This is a genomic window from Paenibacillus sp. J22TS3, assembly GCF_018403205.1.
GTDB classification, from domain to species: domain Bacteria; phylum Bacillota; class Bacilli; order Paenibacillales; family Paenibacillaceae; genus Fontibacillus; species Fontibacillus tuaregi.
Window position 1 is genome coordinate 116313 of record NZ_BOSF01000008.1, and the last position, 20772, is coordinate 137084.

Consider the following 20772-nt stretch of genomic DNA (forward strand, 5'->3'; position numbering starts at 1 on the left):
TCTTTTAGGATCCCTTGGTATCCGTTTTTTACTGCCTAACATTATAACATTCTCCCAGGGAACCGTCACGGTCAAAAACCTTCTCAATCGGTATGAAAAGGGCAATACTGTGACATCAGCCGGATAGTTTCTGAGTCCTTGCCCTGGTTGCGGTCCTCCAGCCCGGAAATTACACCCGCGCGCCGCTCTCCTTTCATATTCTGGCCGAATTTGAATTTAGCCGTCATCTGCTCAGGAATGATCTTGACGACGGAGACAGCCTTAAGATTCCCCGTGTATTCGGGATTCGCGGCATCAATTGTAAGGTAGCCACCTTCTGGCTGAAGCTTCTGCATAAATAGATTAAGGGCAGCCGCCTTTTCGGTCAGATCTGTGACCTTCTCGGCTCTTCCTTTAACCATTACGCTTTTGAAGAAGGCGGTAGCCGGGCAGGCCAGATCCGGATCAAAGAAATAAGAAGGAATCAAGGAATACTCTTCCGCTACGGTGAAGCTGACCCGGTTGTCTGATTTCATGTGTTTCATCTTCTCGCCGGCGAGGCTTCCGTGGAAATAGAACACTTCATGTCCATATACAAAATTAAGCGGGGTAACCCGGCTCCAGCCATCCTCTCCCACCGTGCCCAGGAAGCCATAACTTTGTTCATGCAGGAATTGTTCGATTTCCTGCTGTTCATGTACTGCAAACTCTTTCCGTCTCATCCTTAGAAATCCCCCTTCGTGATATACCACCGAAAGCATATAGAAGCTGACAGCAAATTGTGATTATCAGCATAAAACGGGAATTGACATATAAAAAGAACCAATTTAGATTAATTTTATTAGTCCAATCTCTATTGACTGGTACATTCCTATGCTGCTTAGAGCATGTACATATGAAAGGATGAATCCGGATGGATCTGACCTTGCCTTGGGAAGCAAGCTTAAGACAGCATCGTTATAAATATTTGGCACTCTATCATGCCATCCGCACCTCCATTCATGAGGGCAGGTTGCCGGGAGGAACCCGCCTTCCCTCCTCACGGGAGCTGGCCGGATTATATGGAATTTCCAGGGGCAGTGTCGCCCAGGCTTACGATATGCTCCTGGCAGAAGGTTATCTTCTGCCAGAGGTCGGGCGGGGAACTTATGTTGCACCATGGGTGGCCAAGCCCGAAAAGGAGCAGGCCGCTAAGGCCAAGCTGCCGCTATCCCCTTGGGGCAAGCGGGTAAGCGAAATCCAGGGCCGCCCTGCCGGAAGCTCAGCGTCAACCCGGCAGGGCGGGAATGAAGCCCCTCGCTCACCGGACTTCATTTCGTTCAGCGAGGGCGGGGCCGACATGAGGCATTTCCCGCAGGCGGAGTGGAAAAGCGCGCTGGCCTATGCCGCGAAGGAGGAGACCGCGGACGATAACCTAAGCCCCGAGGACCCGTTCGGGGATGAGAGGCTGCGGAGCGCGGTCGCAGCTTATCTGCGCAGAAGCCGGGGAATCGCGGCGGACGCTGCGCAGATCTGCCTGTTCAGCGGCTCGATGCAGGCCATTGCGCTGCTGACCCAGCTGCTGCTGGGGGAGGGCGAGCCCGCCGTAGTGGAAGATCCCGGATACCACGGGATCTTCCGGGCGGTGCAGGCCTGCGGCGGCAGGGCGCTTCCGGCGATGCTGGACGGAAGCGGTATTGTGCCGCAGGATTGGCCGGCACGGCTGCTCTTCGTGACGCCGGGCCGGCAGTTCCCCACCGGCGCTGTGCTGTCTTCGCCGCGGCGGCGGGAGCTGCTCGCCTGGGCCCGGCGGCATGAAGCTGTCATCATCGAAGATGATTATGACAGCGAATTCCGCTGGGGCGGGCGGCCGCTGGAGCCGCTCAAGGCGCTCGACCGCGAGGAGCGGGTGATTCACATCGGCTCGTTTACGAAGACGATGTTCACCTCGCTGCGGATCGGGTACGCCGTGCTGCCGCCCGGGCTGATTCAGCCTGTGCGCCGGGCCAAGGCGCTGTTCGAACCGACGCCGCCCGGCAGGCTGGAGCAGCGGGCCCTGGCCCGCTTTATGGCGCGGGGCGAGTATGACCGCCATCTGCGGCGGATGCGCAGGCTTTACCACAGCCGGCATGATGCGCTGCGGGGCCAGCTGTCCACCGGTGAGATGGCGCAGCTCTTCCGTGTGCTGCCTGCAGATGCAGGGCTTCATATCTATGCGGAGTGGAGAAGAACCCCGGAGGAGTTCCGCAGGCTCCGCGCTGCGGCGGTGGAGGCCGGAGTTGATTTCCGCGATGCGGGCTATTACCGGCTGACCGCTGGGGAGCCCGCGGCCTGCTTTTCATTTTCCCATTTGCAATTGGAAGAGATTAACAAGGGAATTCAGCGTCTGCTTGAGGCATGGGGGCTTGTGCAAGACATGGGGAATACATAGTATAATGAGATGAACCGGGCAGGACGGAAATGATCGTCCAGATATGCTCAGGAACATTATTATATAAAATGAACTTTAGGATATCTCGTTCAAGCATTTCGGAGACAACAGCGGCCTTAAAGAACACTTGGCATCGCAGCGCTCTAAAGGGTAACCTTCATAAGCTCATTTTATATAGCTCAATTAAGTAGCAGGAGGGAATATCATGCTTCATGCTTCAACGTCTTCTTTCGTGCTGAAGCCTGCCTTTGCGAAGATCGTATGTGAACCCGGCTGGAAATGGCAGAAGCGGGAGAAACCGCTGGAGAATTATGATCTGTTCTACGTTTGGAGCGGAGAGGGCACGGTCGTGCTGAATGACCGTCCTATCGAAGTAAGACGGGGAAGCTGCTTCCTGTTCCGTCCAGGCGACCATACGAGCGCCACGCACAATCCGCAGAAGCCTTTAGTGCTGACCTATATTCACTTTGATGTTAATGAGCCGGTGTCGGAAGTTCCTGGGGCCTACCGGGTACTTGAGGATACACTGGATTTCGAATATATGCTGTCCAGGTATGTAAGATTGTTTCTAATTCGGGCCTACGCGGCTGAGGAGGAGGCTCGTCTCATTCTGAAGCAGCTGATGATTCATCTGCTGCGGGAGGAGAAGGAGAAGCCGGTGGAGAAGAAGGTCAGCAATCAGCTGACGGAGGTTATACATGAAGTGGCCAACTATGTGATGCAGCATCCGGGCTTGCCTCACCGGGTTGAGGATTTGGCGGCGAGAGCGGGGCTGTCAGCGAGATACTTCTCCATTAAATTCAAAGAGCTGACCGGCGCGTCGGTTCAGTCTTATATTATCAAGTGCCGGATTGACCGGGCACAGCATCTGCTGCTGCATGCCGGGATGAATGTGACGGAGGTGGCGGATGCCCTCGGCTACAGGGACATTTTCTTTTTCAGCCGTCAATTCAAGCAGTACACGGGCAAGAGCCCTTCGGAGATCCGTTGAGAAATTTTTCGGGAGGGCCTGTTTCAACTGTGGACTGGCAGGGTAATGGGTATTTATGTTACTTTTAAGTAAGGAAGGAGGTGCCTATATGAGCAGACGGCGGATGCGCAGCCGGGATAGCTTTTCCAAAGGCTGCAGCATTTTTCGGAATCGTTTGCGCCGGATTCGGCCAGCGGCGGAACGTCAGGAGTACTGGTTCTAATTAATTCTGATACTTAAAGTAAGTTCATGTTATTCACATATTCAGCACCGGAGTGCTGTCAGGAGGGCTGTCCGTCTATCGGGCAGCCTTTTATTATTTTTATTCTAAGTCTAACGAGGCTCAGCTTAACGAAAAGCTTTCAACATGTTTTTCGAGTTCTGTAACTGAATTTATGTGGAATTTTTTATTTTTATAATCGATAAGCCCTTCGCTTATACACTGGGCTATCGAGCGATTTAAGCTTCTAATTGGGGCACAGACCTCACTGGATAACATTTGCTTTGTAAGGTTATGCAGATCCCCCATTTTATAATGATTATGTATACTCAGTAATACACGATCGCTCACGGTTAGCAGGGATAGCTTTGCTGCAATATCCGAACTTAAAATCAATTTCGAGGCGAGTTGTTTAACGATATAAAAATTGAAGTTAAAATCAATTTTCATCCACTCATAGACTTTATCTTTGTGGATAGCGATTGTTTCACAGGTTTGTTTTGCAATAACGCCAAGGGTTTTAATATTTTCATTAAAAATTTCGATCTCACCGAAGCAGCTATAGGATTGGTAAATATATAAGGAGAACATCGTTCCTGCATAACTCTGTCTATATACTTCGGCTTTACCTGTGGTTAGGATGTAAAGAAAATTATTTTGTTCATCTGGATGGAGAATCAGACTACCTTTCACATGGGTTCTATAAATAAATTCCTTTTTAATATGTAATGGTGCATGATTCACTATATTTTCAAAATCCATTTCTTCACCTTCTTTTTGTTTTGGTCATTTGACCTGTTTTCATTATAGGAGGAATTTTATAATAAGGCCAAATAAGAAATGGAGGCCACAGGATGAGAAAGTTAATTATCGATACCGATACGGGAAGTGATGATGCAGTTGCGTTAATCATGGCGCTGAAGTCTACGGAAGTTGATGTTCTGGCTGTGACAACGGTTTGTGGGAATGTGCCTTTGGAACTTGCAACTAAAAATGCTTTAATGACTGTAGAAGTAACGAATGCCCAGAAGCCACCTGTTTATGCAGGAGCAGCTAAACCCCTAATGAGGGATCTCGTAACAGCAGTTCATGTGCATGGTGAAGATGGTATGGGAGATGATCATTTAATTCATCCTACCCTTAAGCCTGAATATGGGCATGCCGTAGATCTGATCTTGGACTTAGTAGAAAAAAATCCAGAAGAAATAGAAATTGTCACCATAGGTCCAGTTACAAATATAGCTCTTGCCATATTAAAAGCGCCGGAAACGATGAAGAAGGTTAAGCGTATTTATTCGATGGGCACTGCCGGTTTTGGTCCTGGGAACACTACCCCTGTAGCCGAATTCAATGTATATGTTGATGCGGAAGCCTATAGAATTATGATGAACTCAGGGATTCCTGTTAGAATTATCGGATTTGATGTTTGCTTAGGTGAAGCCGCTTGGAATAGAGACGATATGGAACTTTTACTGGCAAGCCAAAAGGAAGAAGCGGTGTTCGCTGTCAGGTGTAATCGCTCTCTTCTAGAGTATAACCTGCAAGCAAGTGGAGGGTATTTTGTGGATTTACCTGATGCCGTCGCTATGGGAGTCGTATTATGGGAGGATATCGTTCTTGAAGACAAGTTATGTTACTGCTATGTGTGTACTACAGAAGAAGCCACTTATGGCCAGGTGGTCATAAATGACGGAAGGAAATCAGCCATCTCCAATGGTTTCGGTGCCAACCTTCCTAATGCAACGGTTTGTAAAAAAATCGACAATCAGTTATTCAAGAAAAGGTTACTGGAGTTATTGGTACGGTAACTTTTATATTGATAGATTTGCTTGTTCGAAAAAGCTGCAAAAAAGCCGATTCCTGAACGTACAGAAATCGGCTTCTTTACGGTAGTTGAATCGGGAGTGTACCCTAATCCTTCCGGTAAAAGCGTCCCAGCAGGGTGCCGAGCTGCACCGGCGACCCTACGGCCAGATCAGGCAGCGGTTCGAAAGTGCCGTTCTCGGTCAGAAGGACGACGGTGGAGCCGAACTCGAAATAAGCCATATCATCACCGCGGTTCCAGGAATCCACAGAGGCATCCGTATACTTGATGCTGCTTACATTCATGGCGCCGACTTTAACCACAGCCACCTCGCCAAGCTCGTGGGAGATATAGGTGATCAGCCTTTCGTTCCGGCTGAGGACTCTTTTCATGTGGGTAAGACCAAAATCATTGACTGGATATACCCGTCCTGGAAGGTGCTCGCTCTCCACTTTCCTGCCTGTGACCGGAGCATGGATACGGTGATAGTTGGTTGGGCTCAGGTACAGAACGAAGAAGTATCCGTTCTTGTACGTCTCCATGTGCGGGGAATGACCAAGCAGTTCATCCAGCGAGTAGTCCTGTCCTTTCACTTGAGGGATCAGCCCCCCGTTGACGGGGCCCATGCCTGTGATCATTCCGTCCACCGGACTGATCAGGGCGTCGGGAACTTCCGGGATCGGCCGCATCCCGGTCTTCAAACGTCGGGAGAAAAATTCATTCAGGGAGCGGTATTCGCTAATATCTTTCTCCGCTTCATGCAGCGGAATATTATAAGTTTTTGCAAATGTGGGGATTACGTGACGACTCAATCCGGAATGGGAGAAGTGTCCCATGATTTTAGAGATCCATTTCCGGGAGGAAAGTTCGGTCATCAGCCTCATCACTTTTTTTGCCATTGGGCCTCCTCCTTAAAAACAGATAAGACAAAGCTTATATTGACATAGAACAAGGTTTAAATCAACCATGAACATGGTGGACTGCATATTTTAACTTGATGAATGGATGGGAAATAGTGTATGTTAGGATCAATTGCATAGGATACGGGTGCTCGTGGAAATGGGCTGAGATTGCAGATATATTCCTCTGCTGACCGTTAATCTGAACTGGATAATGCCAGCGTAGAGAATCGAACGTCCGAGGACCCGTCCGCCGTCTGTGCTTTATTCAGACGGCTTTTTTGTATGCAATAGTATAAAAGAAGGAGATGAGTTACATGCAAGAAGCTGTTAACCGGGGAAGAGGGAGAGGACTGAAGCTGAGCGATTTGCTCGTTACCGTCTTTGTATCGCTGGTGCTTGGGGTTGTCTATCATTTCTGGAGTTCTGTCTACAGCCTGTTCACCCCATTTTTTAAAGAATCCAATGAGATTGTATACGGGATGTGGTTCATCGCCCCCACACTGTGTTTTCTATTGATCCGCAAGCCGGGGATCGCGCTGATCGCTGAGGTGGCCGCTTCCCATGTGGAAATTTTGTTCGGAAGTGAATGGGGAATCCAGCTGGTGTTCTACAGCATTGTACAGGGTCTTGGTGCGGAGCTGGTCTTTGCGGCATTCCGGTATAGAAGATTCACCCCGGGAGCTGCGGCGCTTGCCGGGATCGGTGCCGCTGCGGGCTCCATTATTCCGGATATTTATTATGGCTACCTCGCGGATTATCCGGCATGGCTGGTGATCCTCAAGTATGTCCTGCGGGCTATCAGCTCCGCTGTGATTGCCGGCTACCTGGCTTACGGCCTGGTGAAGGCAGTGGAGGCAACGGGAGTAACCAGACAGCTGCGTCCGCTCCAGGACAAAGATTACCAGGCCTTGGAAGACTAGCGTCGTGGTCCGGGAAATAGGTGTTTCTGTGGGAGCGGGCGAGGCCCCTGCCGCCGCTGTTACGGACTTAAGATTGAAGTTCTCTGCTGAGGACCCGTTCGTTTTTAAAGACCTCTCCATCACGATACATAAAGGTGAAAAGGTGCTCCTGCTGGGGCCGAGCGGGTGCGGCAAATCGACCTTGATGCAAGTGTTATGCGGCATCATTCCTGATATTGTGGAGGTGCCGATGAGATGTAAGGAGCAGGTTGTGCCAGAGGCCTGGGGGTTTGTGTTTCAAGACCCGGATACCCAGTTCTGCATGCCTTACGTGGATGAAGAGCTTGCCTTTGTGCTTGAGAATCTTGGCGTTCCCCGGGAGGAGATGGAGCCCCGTATCAAGGAAGCGCTTCAGGAGGTAGGACTCCAGCTGACCGGGATTCATGTTCCTATCGATTCATTGTCCCAAGGGATGAAGCAGCGCCTGGCCTTGGCATCCGTCCTGCTGCTCGGCCCGGATGTTCTCTTCCTTGACGAGCCGTCTGCCCTGCTTGACCCCGAGGGGCGAAAGCAGATCTGGGATTCGGTTAGGGCTGCTGGTGAGGGAAGAACGGTGGTCATTGTGGAACACCGGATTGAAGAGATTGTCGCTTATGTGGACCGGGTCATCCTGTTCGGTCCTGGCGGGAGCATTGTGGGGGAAGGAAGGCCGGAGAAGGTATTTGCGGAGTACCGCAAGGAGCTGCAGAATTACGGGGTATGGTATCCGGGGATCTGGGAGGATTACTTGTCGTCCACACGGGGAATGGAAGTATTCGGTCCTGTAGGTGGAGTAGAGGAGGCCCGTGATGCCGGGGATGCTGCAAGTGCTGCAAGTACTAGTAGAACCCGTGGAATCAGCAGTACCAGTAATACCAGTAATACCAGTAGCACCAGTAGTACCAGCGCCATCAGGGATGCCGATCTTTGCAGGGATGAGGAGGTTGTCATCCCACCCCCTGTTTCACTCCCCTCATACAGTGAAGTGCTGCGGTTAAGGGCATTTACCGGACTGCGGGGACGCCAGCCTGTGATTGAGGTGGATGGTGCTGCGGTGTATCCGGGAGACTTCATTGCAGTGACGGGCCCTAACGGGGCGGGCAAAAGCTCGCTTTTATTGAGCTTGATGTCTTTGATCCCTTCGGCGGGAACCTATCTCCTGCTTGGACAGCCTACGGGGTGGAACGGCCGGAGGAGGGATCGGTGGAAGTCGGTGCCGGGCAGTATCGGTTTTGTGTTTCAGAACCCGGAGTTTCAATTTATTGCGGACACGGCAGCGGATGAGATTATGGCTTCACTTAAGTATGAAACCGCAAGGATGCAGGTACAGGACGAGGGGAAATCGAGTTCCGCGGACTTGGTGCTTCGGCAGTTTGGGCTCGAGGGCTTGGGGGGACGGCATCCCTATCATCTCTCGCTGGGCCAGAAGCGCAGACTGAGCGTAGCCACGGCCATGGTGTGGAGAAAGCCGCTGCTCCTGCTGGATGAGCCAACCTTCGGGCAGGATGCGGTAAATACGTTTGCGATTCTGGAGTTGTGTGAGTCTATGCGCCGTCAAGGGACAGCAATTCTGATGGTTACCCATGAGGAGTGGATCAGCGAGGCAATAGCCACCCGCCGGTGGATAATCAGCGCTGGCAGGCTGACGGGTCAGGAGATTACGAGAAGAGGCGATTTGATGGGCATTAGCCCGGATGGACGGCAGAGCGGGAACATCAGTCCTAATAGGGAACGAGCTGATCTTAGGACGCCTTCCGGCTTCATGGATGTGCCTAAGGAGGATAAGCAATGAATCAGTTTCTTAACTCCCGGTGGCACACTTGGCTGCATAAAGCGAACCCGGCGGTGAAGATCGCACTGGTCATGTCGATGTTTCTCGTCACGTTGTTTACCCATAGCCTGGATTTTATACTGTATCAGGCACTGTTGTTTACGATGATGCTGTTTGCCTTAAGCGGGCACCCGCCGTGGAAGGTATTCCTTATTGTGCTACCGTTCATCCTGATCTTTATTTCCTCTTCTTCAACTATGATTTTGTTCGGGAAGGGCGACCATCTCTGGTGGTCATGGGGGCTTGTCCGGATTTCGGAAGAGAGCTTTCACCGGGGAATCCATATCGGGTTCAAGTCGGTTGCTTTTGCCGCGGAGGGGCTTCTGTTCGTGTTGACGACTTCATCGGTGGACCTCTTCTATGCGCTGATGCAGAAGTTCAAGCTGCCGGCCAAATTTGCCTACAGCTTCATGGCTTCCATCCGGCTGCTGCCGATGGTCTGGGAGGAGTTCCAGATCCGCAGGCAGGCTCTTCAGATCCGTGGGATCAGAGTCAGAGGCGGACTCAAGGGAGTTGTAGGGCAGGTGAAGCTGTACGGGGTACCCTTGCTGGCCCAGAGCATCCGCCGCGCAAGCCGGGTTGCGGTAGCCATGGAGTCGAAGAAATTTAACCGGAACCGGATGAGAACTTATTATTACCCTTCAAAATATACCCGTTATGATGTTTATACAGTGCTTCTCTTCGGGACGGTGGTTGCGGCGGCATATTGGGCGGGAGAGGGTTTAGCCGTGTTCGGGATAACAGACGTGCGATATCGTTGAAATTCAACATTCCCTCGCCCAAATAAAACGTCTCATTGCAGAGAACAGCAGGCGTTCAGGAAGATTGAATGAATAAAGAAAACAGGCCAATGGGGGGATGGTCCCGGTTGGCCTGTTTTTGATTTTTTGATGTTTGTTCTAGACTTTTGATCCCTGATTTTTTAATTCTTGATTCTTTGATTCGTGAATCCTGTGATTCTTATCTTCCAAGCTAAATTTTCAAATCAATTTCAAAGGTCTTGATCTCGTACGGCTCAAGCACAAAGGTAATACGTGGATCTGTGGATACCTCGCCTTCAGGCTGCTCCATCAGATTGCATTCGGTCCAGGAGGCAATCTTAAGGTCGCTCTCCAGAGTTAGAGATGAGCGGGTGCCGGAGAAATCGTGAACCCGAACGATGACTCTGTTCCGGTCTTCGGATTTCTTCACAGCGGAGATCATGGCTGTGCTGCGGGACAGTCTGAACATGGACAAGGACGGAGTAGTCTGAACGCCTTCGGCCACTCGCAGCGGGTTGTTCAGTGCCCAGGCACTGCGCACCGTATCCCCTTGCAGCCAGTCGCCAGTATGCGGGAACAGGGAATAGATGAACGTATGGTAGCCTTGATCGGCTTCTGTGTCCGGGTGGATCGCACATTTAATGAGTGATAGCCGCAGGACATTATTCTTGATGTCATATCCATATTTGCAGTCATTCATCAGGCTGACTCCATATCCTTTGTCAGACAGATCTGCCCACTGATGGCCAACCGTCTCGAATCTTGCGGCATCCCAGCTTGTGTTCCAGTGTGTTGGACGCTTCACGTTGCCGTACTGGATGTCATAAGTAGCTTCAGTCGCCCGGATATTGACCGGGAATGCGACTTTAAGAAGCTGCTGGCGCTCATGCCAGTCGGCTTCGGTTACGAAGTCAATCCGGCGGGAGTTCGCATACACGATCATATTCTGGCTAAGCGTGGACTTGCTGTATTTCCACTCAAAGCGGATGACAGTCCGAAGCGGGCCAGTTTCTACCACTTTGGAGTCAACAAGACCGTTCAATTCCTTGGATTTCTGCTGGTAGAAAATATCGATATCCCATGCCTCGTGCGCAAGAGGCTTGTCTTCAAACAGCTGGAATACATTGCCCTTTGCCCCTGCAGCCAAGACTTCACGATCTTCGGCAATATCATAAATTCGGGTCAGCTGCCCTTGTTCGTTCCACTGCAATTCATAATAAGGGGTCGTAATCCCATCCGGTTTGATCGTGAACGGAGATCCAGCCTCGGCGGCAGCAGCCTCGCCTTCCTCCAGACGGATCGAAGTCCAGCCCATCGCAGGCACATCCCTTACTTCGATCATCCAATGTCCGTCTTCTACTTGAGCTGCCAGCGAACGCCCGTCACAATCTCTCCAGACACGGTTCTCCGAAGTGCCTTCTATCGGAATCTGTACCAGCTGGGTCTCTGCCCAAGGGGATGAATTCCAAACGGTATACACGTTCGGCTGGGAGTTATGGATCAGAGCCTGTTCAGCCTGATTCCAGGCTTCCGATCCGATTCTCTCGGCTTCTTCATATTCAATTCTGCTGTCCTCATACACTTCACGAATGGAAGAGCCGGGAATGATATCATGGAACTGATTGCGGAGGATGATCTTCCAGCCCTCATTCAGTTCTCCGCCGCGGTACAAGCCAAAGTCTCCCTTCATCACACTGTGTGCCACGCCGAGCCATTCACTCTGGCGGTAGAGCAGTTCCAGCTTGCGGTTCATCCGCTTGTTGTGGGCCTGGCTTGTATAGGTGCCCCGGTGGTACTCCAGATACAGCTCCCCGTCCCAGGTATGAACATAGCTGGTGGTGTCTTCCACAGTCTTGTTCAGCTTGCGGAAATATTCGTCCGCACGGCCAGTCTCAAGCTTAGGCAGCCCTGGCATGCGATCCAGTCTGCGGCGCATCTCCAGCATCTCCCGGTTAACCCCGCCGCCGCCATCGCCATAGCCGTAGGAGAGGAGAAGCTCCTGGTTCATCTCTTTATCCCGGTACGCATCCCAGCTTCCTTTGACCGTTTTCGGAATGATCTGGCCGTTGTACGTGTAGAACCATGAGCCTGGCTGTGACCATGGTTCTGTGGTTGTGATGAAGTGGGTGAGAATCTCGGTGCCGTCAATACCGCGCCACTTGAAGGTGTCGTGAGGCATCCGGTTGTACTGGTTCCAGCTGATCTTGGTGGTCATGAAGGTATGAATGCCGGATTTCTTCAGAATCTGCGGAAGCGACCAGCTGTATCCAAATACGTCCGGCAGCCAGAGGTAATCGCAATCTGCATCAAATTCCTGCTTGAAGAAGCGGGTGCCTACCAGCAATTGCCTTACCAGGGATTCACCCGAGGTCAGATTGCAGTCGGCTTCCAGCCACATGCCGCCGCCGGCCTCCCACCGTCCTTCGGCAACGCGCTCTTTGATCTTCTCGTACAGCTCAGGGTAATCTTCCTTCACATATTCGTAGAGCTGAGGCTGGGTCTGCAGGAACACATATTCCGGGTACATCTCCATCAATCTCATCACTGTCGAGAAGGAGCGGGCACATTTCTCCCGGGTATGCTTGAGTCTCCACAGCCAAGCTACGTCGATGTGGGTATGGCCGATACAGGTGATTTGAACCGGCGAGGTTTTCTCCATATGGTCAATGGCGTCCGACAGGAAGTCGCAGGCCTCATATACAGAGGCGTAGAATTCTTCCGATCCGGGTTCGCTCCAGTCAATCCGCAGGAGGGAATCGTCCGCCGCTTTGAGCAGCTTGGCCCGCTCGGCCATATTCTCATCCAGTACCTTTACGGTTTCGGATACGGCAAGCAGAGTGTAGTAGTAATCGTCAACTTTCTCATCCAACCAGCATATTTCTGCCAGCTTCACGCCGTGGGTCTGGTTTTTCGGCTGCCCTCCGCCTTCGAGTCCTGACCACAAGCGGAACTTCAGTTCCACGCAGGTTCCTGCCATTTCCTCATTAAAGAACACTTCCATATGATTGGAATCCACGCCTTGATAGGGCTTGCCGTGCAGGTAGAACAAGGATTCAAAGCCGGAGTTGTTGCCCCCGCCTGTCTCCCCGAAGTCAAAGCGGCCGAGAATGCGGCGTCCAGACCACGAGGCTGGAACTTCGACAACGGCCGACAGCCACAGATATAGATCGCGCCCGGTCCAGGTTCCGCCTACGGGAAACGTGTTCCAATTTGCATTCACTTCAGGAACTGAAGGGTTTATTTCTTTTCGGGTGTCTTCCAGAGATTTGAAGCTGGAGATCGATTGGGAATCACGGTAACGGTAACCGGACAGCTCGTGGAGCCGGTTGCCAATTTTGTGCTGGGTTAAGAACATGGCAAAAAAGCCTCCTTCATGTTGAACAGCAGGCAGTGAGAGGAAATATATGCGTAACGGCACCTGTGGTGCCACAGTGCTGCAGAGCTTAAATTACGGTGATCTAGGGGATCATGATTCATTATAGTCAGCGGGAAGGGTTTAATCAAATTTTTTTTCCGGGATCAGGAAATCGGCTAATTGGCGAGCCATGGGCAGGTTAAGCGACAGCTGAAGTTTAGGAAAAATGTAACAAAGTAGGTTTGCCGGATTCTGGAGTGCGGTGGTACACTGAACCCAAATAAGCACCCGAAAGGCAGGCCAAAGCAACGGATGTCTAAAATTCGCAGATTTTACCGGAATCATCTGAAAAGGAAAATGTTCAACAAGATCATTCTCCTCTACTCGGCGGTGATGATTATTCTGTTCGCCACTGCGGCAGTGATGGTGTATCAATATCAGGTACAGAGAATCATCCGTGAGGAGACGGATGCCAATCTGAAGACAGCCCACGTGCTGAGCCTGTATTTAAGCAGGCAGTATGAGAATCTGCAGAACACCATACAGACGGTCTATGCGGACGCATCGCTAAGCGATGAGCTGATGAATTTTCTTACCCACAATTATGAGAGCTATTTGAGCTATAGGCTGGACAACTTCTCGAAATCGGGAGAGCAGCGGATGAACTCCTTCAGTGCCACGTTCAAGTCTTATCTGGAGCAGGAGAAAGGGGCCGTGGGTTTGTCCATCTTCAGCTATCCGATGAATTTCTATCTCTCGATCAGCCGGGACAATCAGCAGATTGATTATGAAACCGCTTCCGTGCCGTCGCTTAAGGACTGGATTGCCAAGAGAAGACAGCACCCCTGGGATACGCTGCCGATGAAACGGGAAGTTCCCCGTCTGCTCCGGCCCGATATTTCCTTGTATTCTTACGCCAGGGAGCTGCAAGATCCTTGGACCCTGCAGCGGATCGGCATGCTGACCGTGGAATTTGATCCTTATCAGATTACGAACTGGCTGAACTCCAGGGCACCGGTAGGCAACGGCAGGGTGCTTGTGATCACAGCTCAGGGCCGGGTAATCTATGACTCGGAGCAGACTTATTTCGGCAAAATTTACCCTTACCGCGACAAGCTTGAGAATAACGGGGAGTGGACTCAGCTTGAGGAAGAGTCCAAGATCAATGTGCTCAATATCGGAAATGCGGGCTTGTCCGTGGTCGGCATTGTATCCAAGTCCTCGATCGAGAAGAGCACGGGCAGCTTAAGGACAGGACTTATTCTGGTTACTCTTATATTTATCGTCGCCAGTGTCATGATCACAACATCGATTATCCGCAAATACTCCAAAAAAATTCAGCGTATTATCCGCTCCATGAGCCGGATTGGGGACGGGGATCTGACCACCCGGATTCAAATGCCGGGGGAGGATGAGCTGAAGCAAATCTCACAGAGGTTTAATGCCATGTGTGAAAGTCTTGAGCAGCATATCGACAGGGTATATACGTCCGAAATCAAACAGAAGAATGCCGAGCTTGTGGCGCTGCAATCCCAAATTAATCCGCATTTTCTGTACAATACCCTGGAGTCCATCCGCATGAAGGCTTATGACAAAGGGGCCCGTGATGTCGGTCAGATGATCTACAGCCTTTCCGTGATGTTCCGGAATATGGTCAAGAAGAGCACTATTGTGACGATTGAGGAGGAGATGGAGATGATCTCTATCTACCTGGATTTGTTTCGTTTCCGGTATGAGGGGCGGCTTCAGACGGAGGTAAGCATGGACCCTGAGATCAGCAGCTGCCAAATTATCAAGCTTCTGATTCAACCCATTGTGGAAAATTACATTGTGCACGGCTTCCGTGCCCATGAGGAGGATAACCGCATTTCGGTTGTCGCGGCAGGGGCGGGGGACTTCATTACCATTACGGTGTCGGATAATGGTTGGGGAATTCCTGCGGATAAGCTCAGTGCTATCCGGGAAAGGTTGACCGCCGCGTCCCCGCAGTCCGGCAGCGGGGGCTCCGAGCAGCATATCGGGATTCTGAATGTGCATGAACGCCTGCGTCTCAATTACGGAGAAGACTATGGCGTGTCCATTGATAGTCAGGAGAACCGGGGAACGGAAGTTATTATCAAACTCCCGGTTATGAAGAAGGGGGTATAGGGATGAGAAAAGTATTTTTTGTGGATGATGAGCCCCTAATTGCTCAAGGTTTAAAGTCGATAACGGATTGGCAGGAACTCGAAATTCATTTGGCAGGATCGGCAAGCGACGGGGTGCAGGCCTTGGAAATCCTGAGACAGGAGCCTGTGGACCTGTTGATCACGGATATCATGATGCCTAGAATGAACGGCCTGGAGCTGATTCAGAAAGTGAAGGAGATCAGCCCTGAAACCAAATTCATCGTGCTCAGTGGGCATGAAGAGTTCGATTATGTGAAGAAGGGGATCTCCCTTGGCATTGAGAACTACATTCTAAAGCCGATTAACATCGAGGAGTTGGAATCTACGATCCGCCATATCCGGGCGGATTGGGCGCGGGAAGAGCTTGCGGTATTTCATTTTGAGGAAGACAGGACTGTTCTGAGGAACAACGTCCTTCAGCGCTGGGCCGCAGGCGAGATCGAACTGCTGGAGTTCAAGCAGCGGGCAAGGCTGCTCGGCATTCCTGCGGATCACAAGTATTATCAGGCCTGTATCTTCCGGCTTGTCTCGGAACAGCCCTCCCGCTCGGAGTACTACCGGATGAACGGCCTGGCAGAGGAATGTGCGCGGAGGGCGAGAGAATCGCTGCCTTTGGGCCAGGAAGTTATCGGATTCCCCGATGGGGATGAGGACATTGTGGTTCTCTATGCTTCAGCAGAACCACTGGATCCGGAGATGATCCGGGCCGGGGCCGAGATAATCTCGAAGCTGATCCACGAACGGACCCAGATGAGGGTATGGAGCTCGGAAGGAACGGTGGGCAGCAATTTCAGCGGGGTGCAGATCAGTTATGATTCAGCCAAATCTGCCTATGGAAGGCTGATTATTTCCGGGGAGCGGGCTGCCGAGCATATCGGGGCCGGGCAGCTGGAGGAAGCGAAGAGTGACTTCCCCGTCTGGGGGGATGAGCAGTTCGCGAAACTGTGGATTGAAGGCAGCAGAGAGGCGGTGGCGGAGTTTATTGAGACTGTCATGGCAGACCGCGGGGGCAAGGAACTGCTGCCGCGCCAGCCGTATGTCAATACGGCGATCCGTCTGATGCTGGCTTCGCGGACCCGGGACAAGAACACAGACTATCACGAGCTGATTTCCCCGCTGCCCCGGATCAATACGCTCAAAGCCCTGCGGGAGCATGTGAAAAGTGTGGTCATCCGGAATATGACCTTGGCTGAAACCGTGCACGAGGAGTTCAGTCCGCATGTAGCATTCCTGATGAAGAAGGTGGAGATGAGCTATGCGGAGGACCTGTCCCTTAAGACGCTGAGCCAGAAGCTGGACCTTCATCCGAACTATCTGGGCCAATTGTTTCAGCAGGAAGTGGGAGTGAGCTTCTCGGATTATGTCAATCATTACCGCATTGAGAAAGCGACCCAGCTGCTGCTGCATACGGATCAGAAAACCGCGGATATTGCGGCTGATGTGGGTTATTTGGATACGTCCTATTTCTACAGACAGTTTAAGAAGTATGCAGGTGTATCCCCGACAGAACTTCGCAACATGTATGTTAAATAAGAGCTGCAGACAAGTTCGTTTAAGCGGCAGGCATGGGCTTTTAACAGTCTATGCCTGCCGCTGTTTTTTTCACGGGTCTTTAATTTTTACATCATGATCTAGTATTTTTCAACTTGTTGCTGGCAGCGCTTTCTTGCGAAAATGAAGGTACTTAAAGAGCGGGTGAGAGAAGAAAAGCTCAGCTGCTGCCGGATTTTGTTGCCTGATCATAGGGGATCTGTAACAGCCGGGTTAGAGAGAAGAGAGAAGTACTTTCGGCAAAGGAGGAGAAGCCGTGTCAGCATTTTTGAAGAAAGTTGTAAGGAACAGGGCACTTCTGTTCATGGTGCTGCCAGGAACGATCTGGTTCCTGATATTTGCTTACCTGCCCATGTTCGGCGCCATCCTCGCATTCAAGGATTTCAGAATCAGCCGGGACGGATTTTTTGCAAGCGTATTTAACAGCAAGTGGGTCGCTTTTAAAAACTTTGAGTATTTGTTCACGACCAATGATGCTTACATCATCACACGAAACACCATTCTTTATAACGTGGTCATGATCATTCTGGGTCTTATCGTGGCTGTGGGATTTGCGATACTCCTAAGTGAGCTCGTGAACAAGAGAATGGCAAAAGTATACCAGACCGGGATGTTCCTGCCGCATTTCCTGTCCTGGGTTATCATCAGTTATTTTGCCTTCACCTTTCTGAGCATGGATAAGGGAACGCTGAACCAGATCATCACGTACTTCGGCGGAACCCCAATCAACTGGTACTCGGAGCCGAAATATTGGCCGTTTATTATCGTGTTTGTCGGAATCTGGAAAAGTGTTGGATACAACAGTGTTATTTACTTAGCGGCCATTACGGGTATTGACCGTTCCTATTACGAGGCGGCGGTCATCGACGGAGCCACGAAGTGGAAGCAGATCCGTTACATTACGATTCCGCTGCTCCGCCCATTGATGATTATCCTGACGATTCTGGCTATTGGCGGTATCTTCCGATCAGACTTTGGACTCTTCTACCAGCTTCCTAAGGATGCGGGAGCCCTTTATCCGGTAACCAATGTTATCGATACCTTCGTATACCGGGGACTCGTTAATATGGGAGATATCGGTATGAGCACAGCAGCCGGACTGTATCAATCCATTGTCGGACTGGTCCTGATTCTGGGAGCCAACTATATTGTCAGAAAAATCGAAAAAGATCACGCGATCTTCTAATCAAGGGGAGGTGCCTAAATTGTCCCAAGCTAACATCCAGACGACTCCTGTCCAGGCAGGTGGAAAAAGGAAGAAGAAGCCAAAAGACTTCAATAGCCTGCCGCGGGGCTGGAACATCGTTTTTAACATTATTATTGGCCTGTTCTCGTTCTCATGTGTATTCCCGTTTCTCTATGTCATCATCATCTCATTTACAGATGAAAAGACGCTTGCGCTGGAAGGATTCAGCATCTTGCCTAGCAAATTCAGCGCCGACGCCTATCATTATATCTTCAGCACAGGAAGCGAGTTGTTCAGCTCCTTCGGGCTGACTCTGCTCGTTACGGTGCTTGGAACCTTCATCACCTTGTTCCTGGTGACCACCTATGCGTATGCCGTATCCAGAAAGAGCTTTGAATTCCGGGGTTTCTTCAGCTTCCTGGCGTTCTTCACCATGCTGTTCTCGGGCGGTATGGTACCGGGGTATATCGTGATGACCCAATTCCTGCATTTGCAGAATACGATTTGGGCTCTGGTACTGCCTCTGGCCATGAGCGCATTCTCGATCATTGTCATGCGGACGTTCTTCCAGACGACCGTACCGGATGAGATTATTGAATCGGCCAAGATGGATGGTGCAGGTGAGTTCCTCACCTTTGCCCGTATCGTGCTGCCGGTCTCTCTGCCGGGGATTGCTACGATCGGTCTGTTCAGTTCCCTTGGATATTGGAATGACTGGTTCAATGCCCTGCTGTATTACAACAAGCCGGATCTCACACCTCCGCTTCAGTTCATGCTGATGCGAATCGAGAAGAATATGGAGTTCCTGCGTCAGATGTCCCAGCATTTAGGGGATTACAACGCGGTTGGGGCGCTGCCGACCGAGACAGTCCGGATGGCCATGGTTGTTCTGGCTACCCTGCCGATTGTAATGGCTTATCCGTTCTTCCAGCGTTATTTTGTCCAAGGTTTGACCGTAGGGTCTGTTAAAGGCTGATCCGCGGATGGATTCAGGTTGTTCCCGCTTTGATGTCTGCAGGCAAGCAGGTGCCGGGCTTCTACCGCGCCATGGATCTCATAAGTACAATAACCGGAGAGATCCGGTTCTTGTTTGCCAGGATATGAAGGCGGTTTCAATAAATCTAAGCTAAGCAAAGGTATGGATCGGCTGATCCATATAATCAGAAGCCAGGGGGTAAGAGGATGTTTAAGAAAAAAGGATTTGCACTGACTCTCGTATTTGTGCTGATGCTGTCTATGCTTGCCGGATGCGGCGGGGGCAGCAGTTCGGGAGCCAAGGAACAGGAAGCCGTGAAGAGTGATGGAACCGTTGATACGGCGAAGCTGGATCCGGTTAAGCTGAAGCTGTACCTGATCGGGCCTTCCCAGAAAGACCTTGGTCTTGTACAGGATGAGATCAATAAATATTTGACTAAGAAAATCAACACCACGATTGATATCACGATGATCGACTGGGGCGATTACAGCCAGCGGATGCAGGTCATCACCAGCTCTGGCGAAGACTATGATATCGCTTTTACCAGCTCATGGGCATTCGACTATCTGCCTAACGCCGCGAAAGGCGCATTCATGCCTTTGAACGACCTGCTTGACAAGTACGGTAAAGGCATTAAAGAAGAGCTTGATCCTCGCTTCCTTGAGGGTACGAAAGTGAACGGGGTTAACTACGGAATCCCTGCCAACAAAGAGCTTGCTCAACAGATGGTATGGCGCTTCAACAAGAAGTACGTCGACAAGTACAAATTGGATATTTCCAAAGTAACCACACTTGAGGATCTGGAGCCGCTGCTCAAGACGATCAAAGAGAAAGAGCCTGCTGACATCACGCCGCTGGCTGTGCCTAAAGGCTTCACACCATTCCTGCCGATTGACTGGGCGCTTGGCACCGATATTCCAATCGGAATGTATTTGGACACGAAAGACTTCAAATATGTAAACACGCTGGAAACACCTGAATTCAAAGCCGCACTTCAAACAATGCGTAAGTACTACAAAGCTGGATACGTGCGTGAGGATATCGCAACCCTTGACGGTATCGATAACATGAAGACCGGGAAATGGCTTGTGGACAAGGAAATTACCCAACCATACGCGGATCTGGGATGGTCCAGAAGTGCCGGTTATGATATCGTAACCCGACCTATGCAGGATCCGGTGATCTTCACAGGCTCCGCTGCTGGTTCTATGATGGCGATTTCTGCGTATTCCAAAAATCCGGAACGCTCTATGATGTTCCTGAACCTGCTTAACACTGATGTATATCTGCGCAACTTGATCCAATTCGGGATCGAAGGCACGCACTACAAGAAAATCGATGACACTTACATCGAAGACCTGCCAGCAATGCAGGAGAGATATGCAATGCCTGGTTTCGCACTTGGCAACCTGATGCTGACTTATCTGCACAAGGATGAGCCTAAAGACAAGTGGGATGCTTTCACCAAGTTCAATGAGTCTGCTAAAGTAGCACCTACTTTCGGGTTCAACTTTGACACAACTCCGGTTAAGACGGAAGTTGCGGCTCTGACTAACGTAGGTAAAGAATTCATGCCTGCACTGTTCACAGGTTCCGTAGATCCGGATCAGTACCTGCCGAAAGCGATGCAGAAGTACAAAGAAGCAGGCCTTGACAAAGTGATGGCAGAGCTTCAAAAGCAGTTTGACGATTGGAAAGCGAAACAAAAATAAGCTCCCAGG

15 protein-coding genes are annotated in these 20772 nt (G+C 50.9%); 11 read left to right on the forward strand and 4 right to left on the reverse strand.

The window, feature by feature from the left end:
* Positions 1 to 83: 83 nt before the first annotated feature.
* Positions 84 to 701 carry a pyridoxamine 5'-phosphate oxidase family protein gene (locus tag KJS63_RS21780; protein ID WP_213621043.1) on the reverse strand — a complete coding sequence of 206 codons (618 nt, stop codon included), beginning with the start codon at positions 699 to 701 and terminating at the stop codon, positions 84 to 86.
* 191 nt (positions 702 to 892) lie between these two features.
* Between KJS63_RS21780 and pdxR the strand changes: the two genes are divergently transcribed.
* On the forward strand, positions 893 to 2389 hold the full coding sequence (pdxR, locus tag KJS63_RS21785; protein ID WP_213621044.1) for a MocR-like pyridoxine biosynthesis transcription factor PdxR: 1497 nt from the start codon (positions 893 to 895) through the stop codon (positions 2387 to 2389).
* A gap of 205 nt (positions 2390 to 2594) precedes the next feature.
* Entirely contained in the window at positions 2595 to 3380 is a 786-nt protein-coding gene (locus KJS63_RS21790; RefSeq protein ID WP_068620067.1) for a helix-turn-helix domain-containing protein, read from the forward strand.
* Positions 3381 to 3702: 322 nt separating this feature from the next.
* Here the strand turns inward: KJS63_RS21790 and KJS63_RS21795 are convergent, their stop codons facing one another.
* Positions 3703 to 4341, reverse strand: coding sequence for a Crp/Fnr family transcriptional regulator (locus KJS63_RS21795; RefSeq protein ID WP_213621045.1), 639 nt, complete (start codon positions 4339 to 4341; stop codon positions 3703 to 3705).
* Between the two features lie 92 nt (positions 4342 to 4433).
* Between KJS63_RS21795 and KJS63_RS21800 the strand changes: the two genes are divergently transcribed.
* The gene (locus tag KJS63_RS21800) at positions 4434 to 5387 is read left to right on the forward strand and encodes a nucleoside hydrolase (RefSeq protein WP_213621046.1); all 954 of its coding nucleotides are present in this window, start codon (positions 4434 to 4436) and stop codon (positions 5385 to 5387) included.
* A gap of 103 nt (positions 5388 to 5490) precedes the next feature.
* On the opposite strand, the gene asd is transcribed toward KJS63_RS21800, so the two are convergent.
* Positions 5491 to 6282, reverse strand: coding sequence for an archaetidylserine decarboxylase (asd, locus tag KJS63_RS21805; RefSeq protein ID WP_213621047.1), 792 nt, complete (start codon positions 6280 to 6282; stop codon positions 5491 to 5493).
* 317 nt (positions 6283 to 6599) lie between these two features.
* On the opposite strand from asd, the gene KJS63_RS21810 reads away from it, so the two are divergent.
* The 3 genes from KJS63_RS21810 to KJS63_RS21820 are packed head-to-tail and all read left to right on the forward strand — an operon-like array spanning position 6600 to position 9815.
* On the forward strand, positions 6600 to 7205 hold the full coding sequence (locus tag KJS63_RS21810) for an ECF transporter S component (RefSeq protein WP_068620063.1): 606 nt from the start codon (positions 6600 to 6602) through the stop codon (positions 7203 to 7205).
* A gap of 4 nt (positions 7206 to 7209) precedes the next feature.
* Positions 7210 to 9015, forward strand: a complete 1806-nt coding sequence (locus tag KJS63_RS21815) for an ATP-binding cassette domain-containing protein (protein ID WP_213621048.1) — start codon at positions 7210 to 7212, stop codon at positions 9013 to 9015.
* Entirely contained in the window at positions 9012 to 9815 is an 804-nt protein-coding gene (locus tag KJS63_RS21820) for an energy-coupling factor transporter transmembrane component T family protein (protein WP_213621049.1), read from the forward strand. Before KJS63_RS21815 ends, KJS63_RS21820 begins: the two co-directional genes overlap by 4 nt.
* A 211-nt stretch (positions 9816 to 10026) precedes the next feature.
* Here the strand turns inward: KJS63_RS21820 and KJS63_RS21825 are convergent, their stop codons facing one another.
* Positions 10027 to 13170: an alpha-mannosidase gene (locus KJS63_RS21825; RefSeq protein ID WP_213621050.1), complete on the reverse strand. Its 3144-nt coding sequence runs from the start codon at positions 13168 to 13170 to the stop codon at positions 10027 to 10029.
* Between the two features lie 312 nt (positions 13171 to 13482).
* Between KJS63_RS21825 and KJS63_RS21830 the strand changes: the two genes are divergently transcribed.
* The 5 genes from KJS63_RS21830 to KJS63_RS21850 all read left to right on the forward strand — a co-directional run bounded on the left by KJS63_RS21830 (position 13483) and on the right by KJS63_RS21850 (position 20763).
* Positions 13483 to 15318: a sensor histidine kinase gene (locus tag KJS63_RS21830; protein WP_213621051.1), complete on the forward strand. Its 1836-nt coding sequence runs from the start codon at positions 13483 to 13485 to the stop codon at positions 15316 to 15318.
* A 2-nt stretch (positions 15319 to 15320) separates the two neighbouring features.
* Positions 15321 to 16871 (forward strand): response regulator transcription factor, encoded by a 1551-nt coding sequence (locus KJS63_RS21835; protein WP_213621052.1) that lies wholly within the window; start codon positions 15321 to 15323, stop codon positions 16869 to 16871.
* A 274-nt stretch (positions 16872 to 17145) separates the two neighbouring features.
* The gene (locus KJS63_RS21840) at positions 17146 to 18075 is read left to right on the forward strand and encodes an ABC transporter permease (protein ID WP_068620057.1); all 930 of its coding nucleotides are present in this window, start codon (positions 17146 to 17148) and stop codon (positions 18073 to 18075) included.
* Positions 18076 to 18172: 97 nt separating this feature from the next.
* The gene (locus KJS63_RS21845) at positions 18173 to 19051 is read left to right on the forward strand and encodes a carbohydrate ABC transporter permease (protein WP_374706307.1); all 879 of its coding nucleotides are present in this window, start codon (positions 18173 to 18175) and stop codon (positions 19049 to 19051) included.
* Positions 19052 to 19257: 206 nt separating this feature from the next.
* Positions 19258 to 20763 (forward strand): ABC transporter substrate-binding protein, encoded by a 1506-nt coding sequence (locus KJS63_RS21850; protein ID WP_213621053.1) that lies wholly within the window; start codon positions 19258 to 19260, stop codon positions 20761 to 20763.
* The last annotated feature ends 9 nt before the right edge of the window (positions 20764 to 20772 follow it).

Coding starts and splice junctions, on each gene's coding strand:
- KJS63_RS21780 (WP_213621043.1), bottom strand. CDS start 701: ATGAGACGGAAAGAGTTTGCAGTACATGAACAGCAGGAAATCGAACAA.
- pdxR (WP_213621044.1), top strand. CDS start 893: ATGGATCTGACCTTGCCTTGGGAAGCAAGCTTAAGACAGCATCGTTAT.
- KJS63_RS21790 (WP_068620067.1), top strand. CDS start 2,595: ATGCTTCATGCTTCAACGTCTTCTTTCGTGCTGAAGCCTGCCTTTGCG.
- KJS63_RS21795 (WP_213621045.1), bottom strand. CDS start 4,341: ATGGATTTTGAAAATATAGTGAATCATGCACCATTACATATTAAAAAG.
- KJS63_RS21800 (WP_213621046.1), top strand. CDS start 4,434: ATGAGAAAGTTAATTATCGATACCGATACGGGAAGTGATGATGCAGTT.
- asd (WP_213621047.1), bottom strand. CDS start 6,282: ATGGCAAAAAAAGTGATGAGGCTGATGACCGAACTTTCCTCCCGGAAA.
- KJS63_RS21810 (WP_068620063.1), top strand. CDS start 6,600: ATGCAAGAAGCTGTTAACCGGGGAAGAGGGAGAGGACTGAAGCTGAGC.
- KJS63_RS21820 (WP_213621049.1), top strand. CDS start 9,012: ATGAATCAGTTTCTTAACTCCCGGTGGCACACTTGGCTGCATAAAGCG.
- KJS63_RS21825 (WP_213621050.1), bottom strand. CDS start 13,170: ATGTTCTTAACCCAGCACAAAATTGGCAACCGGCTCCACGAGCTGTCC.
- KJS63_RS21830 (WP_213621051.1), top strand. CDS start 13,483: ATGTCTAAAATTCGCAGATTTTACCGGAATCATCTGAAAAGGAAAATG.
- KJS63_RS21835 (WP_213621052.1), top strand. CDS start 15,321: ATGAGAAAAGTATTTTTTGTGGATGATGAGCCCCTAATTGCTCAAGGT.
- KJS63_RS21850 (WP_213621053.1), top strand. CDS start 19,258: ATGTTTAAGAAAAAAGGATTTGCACTGACTCTCGTATTTGTGCTGATG.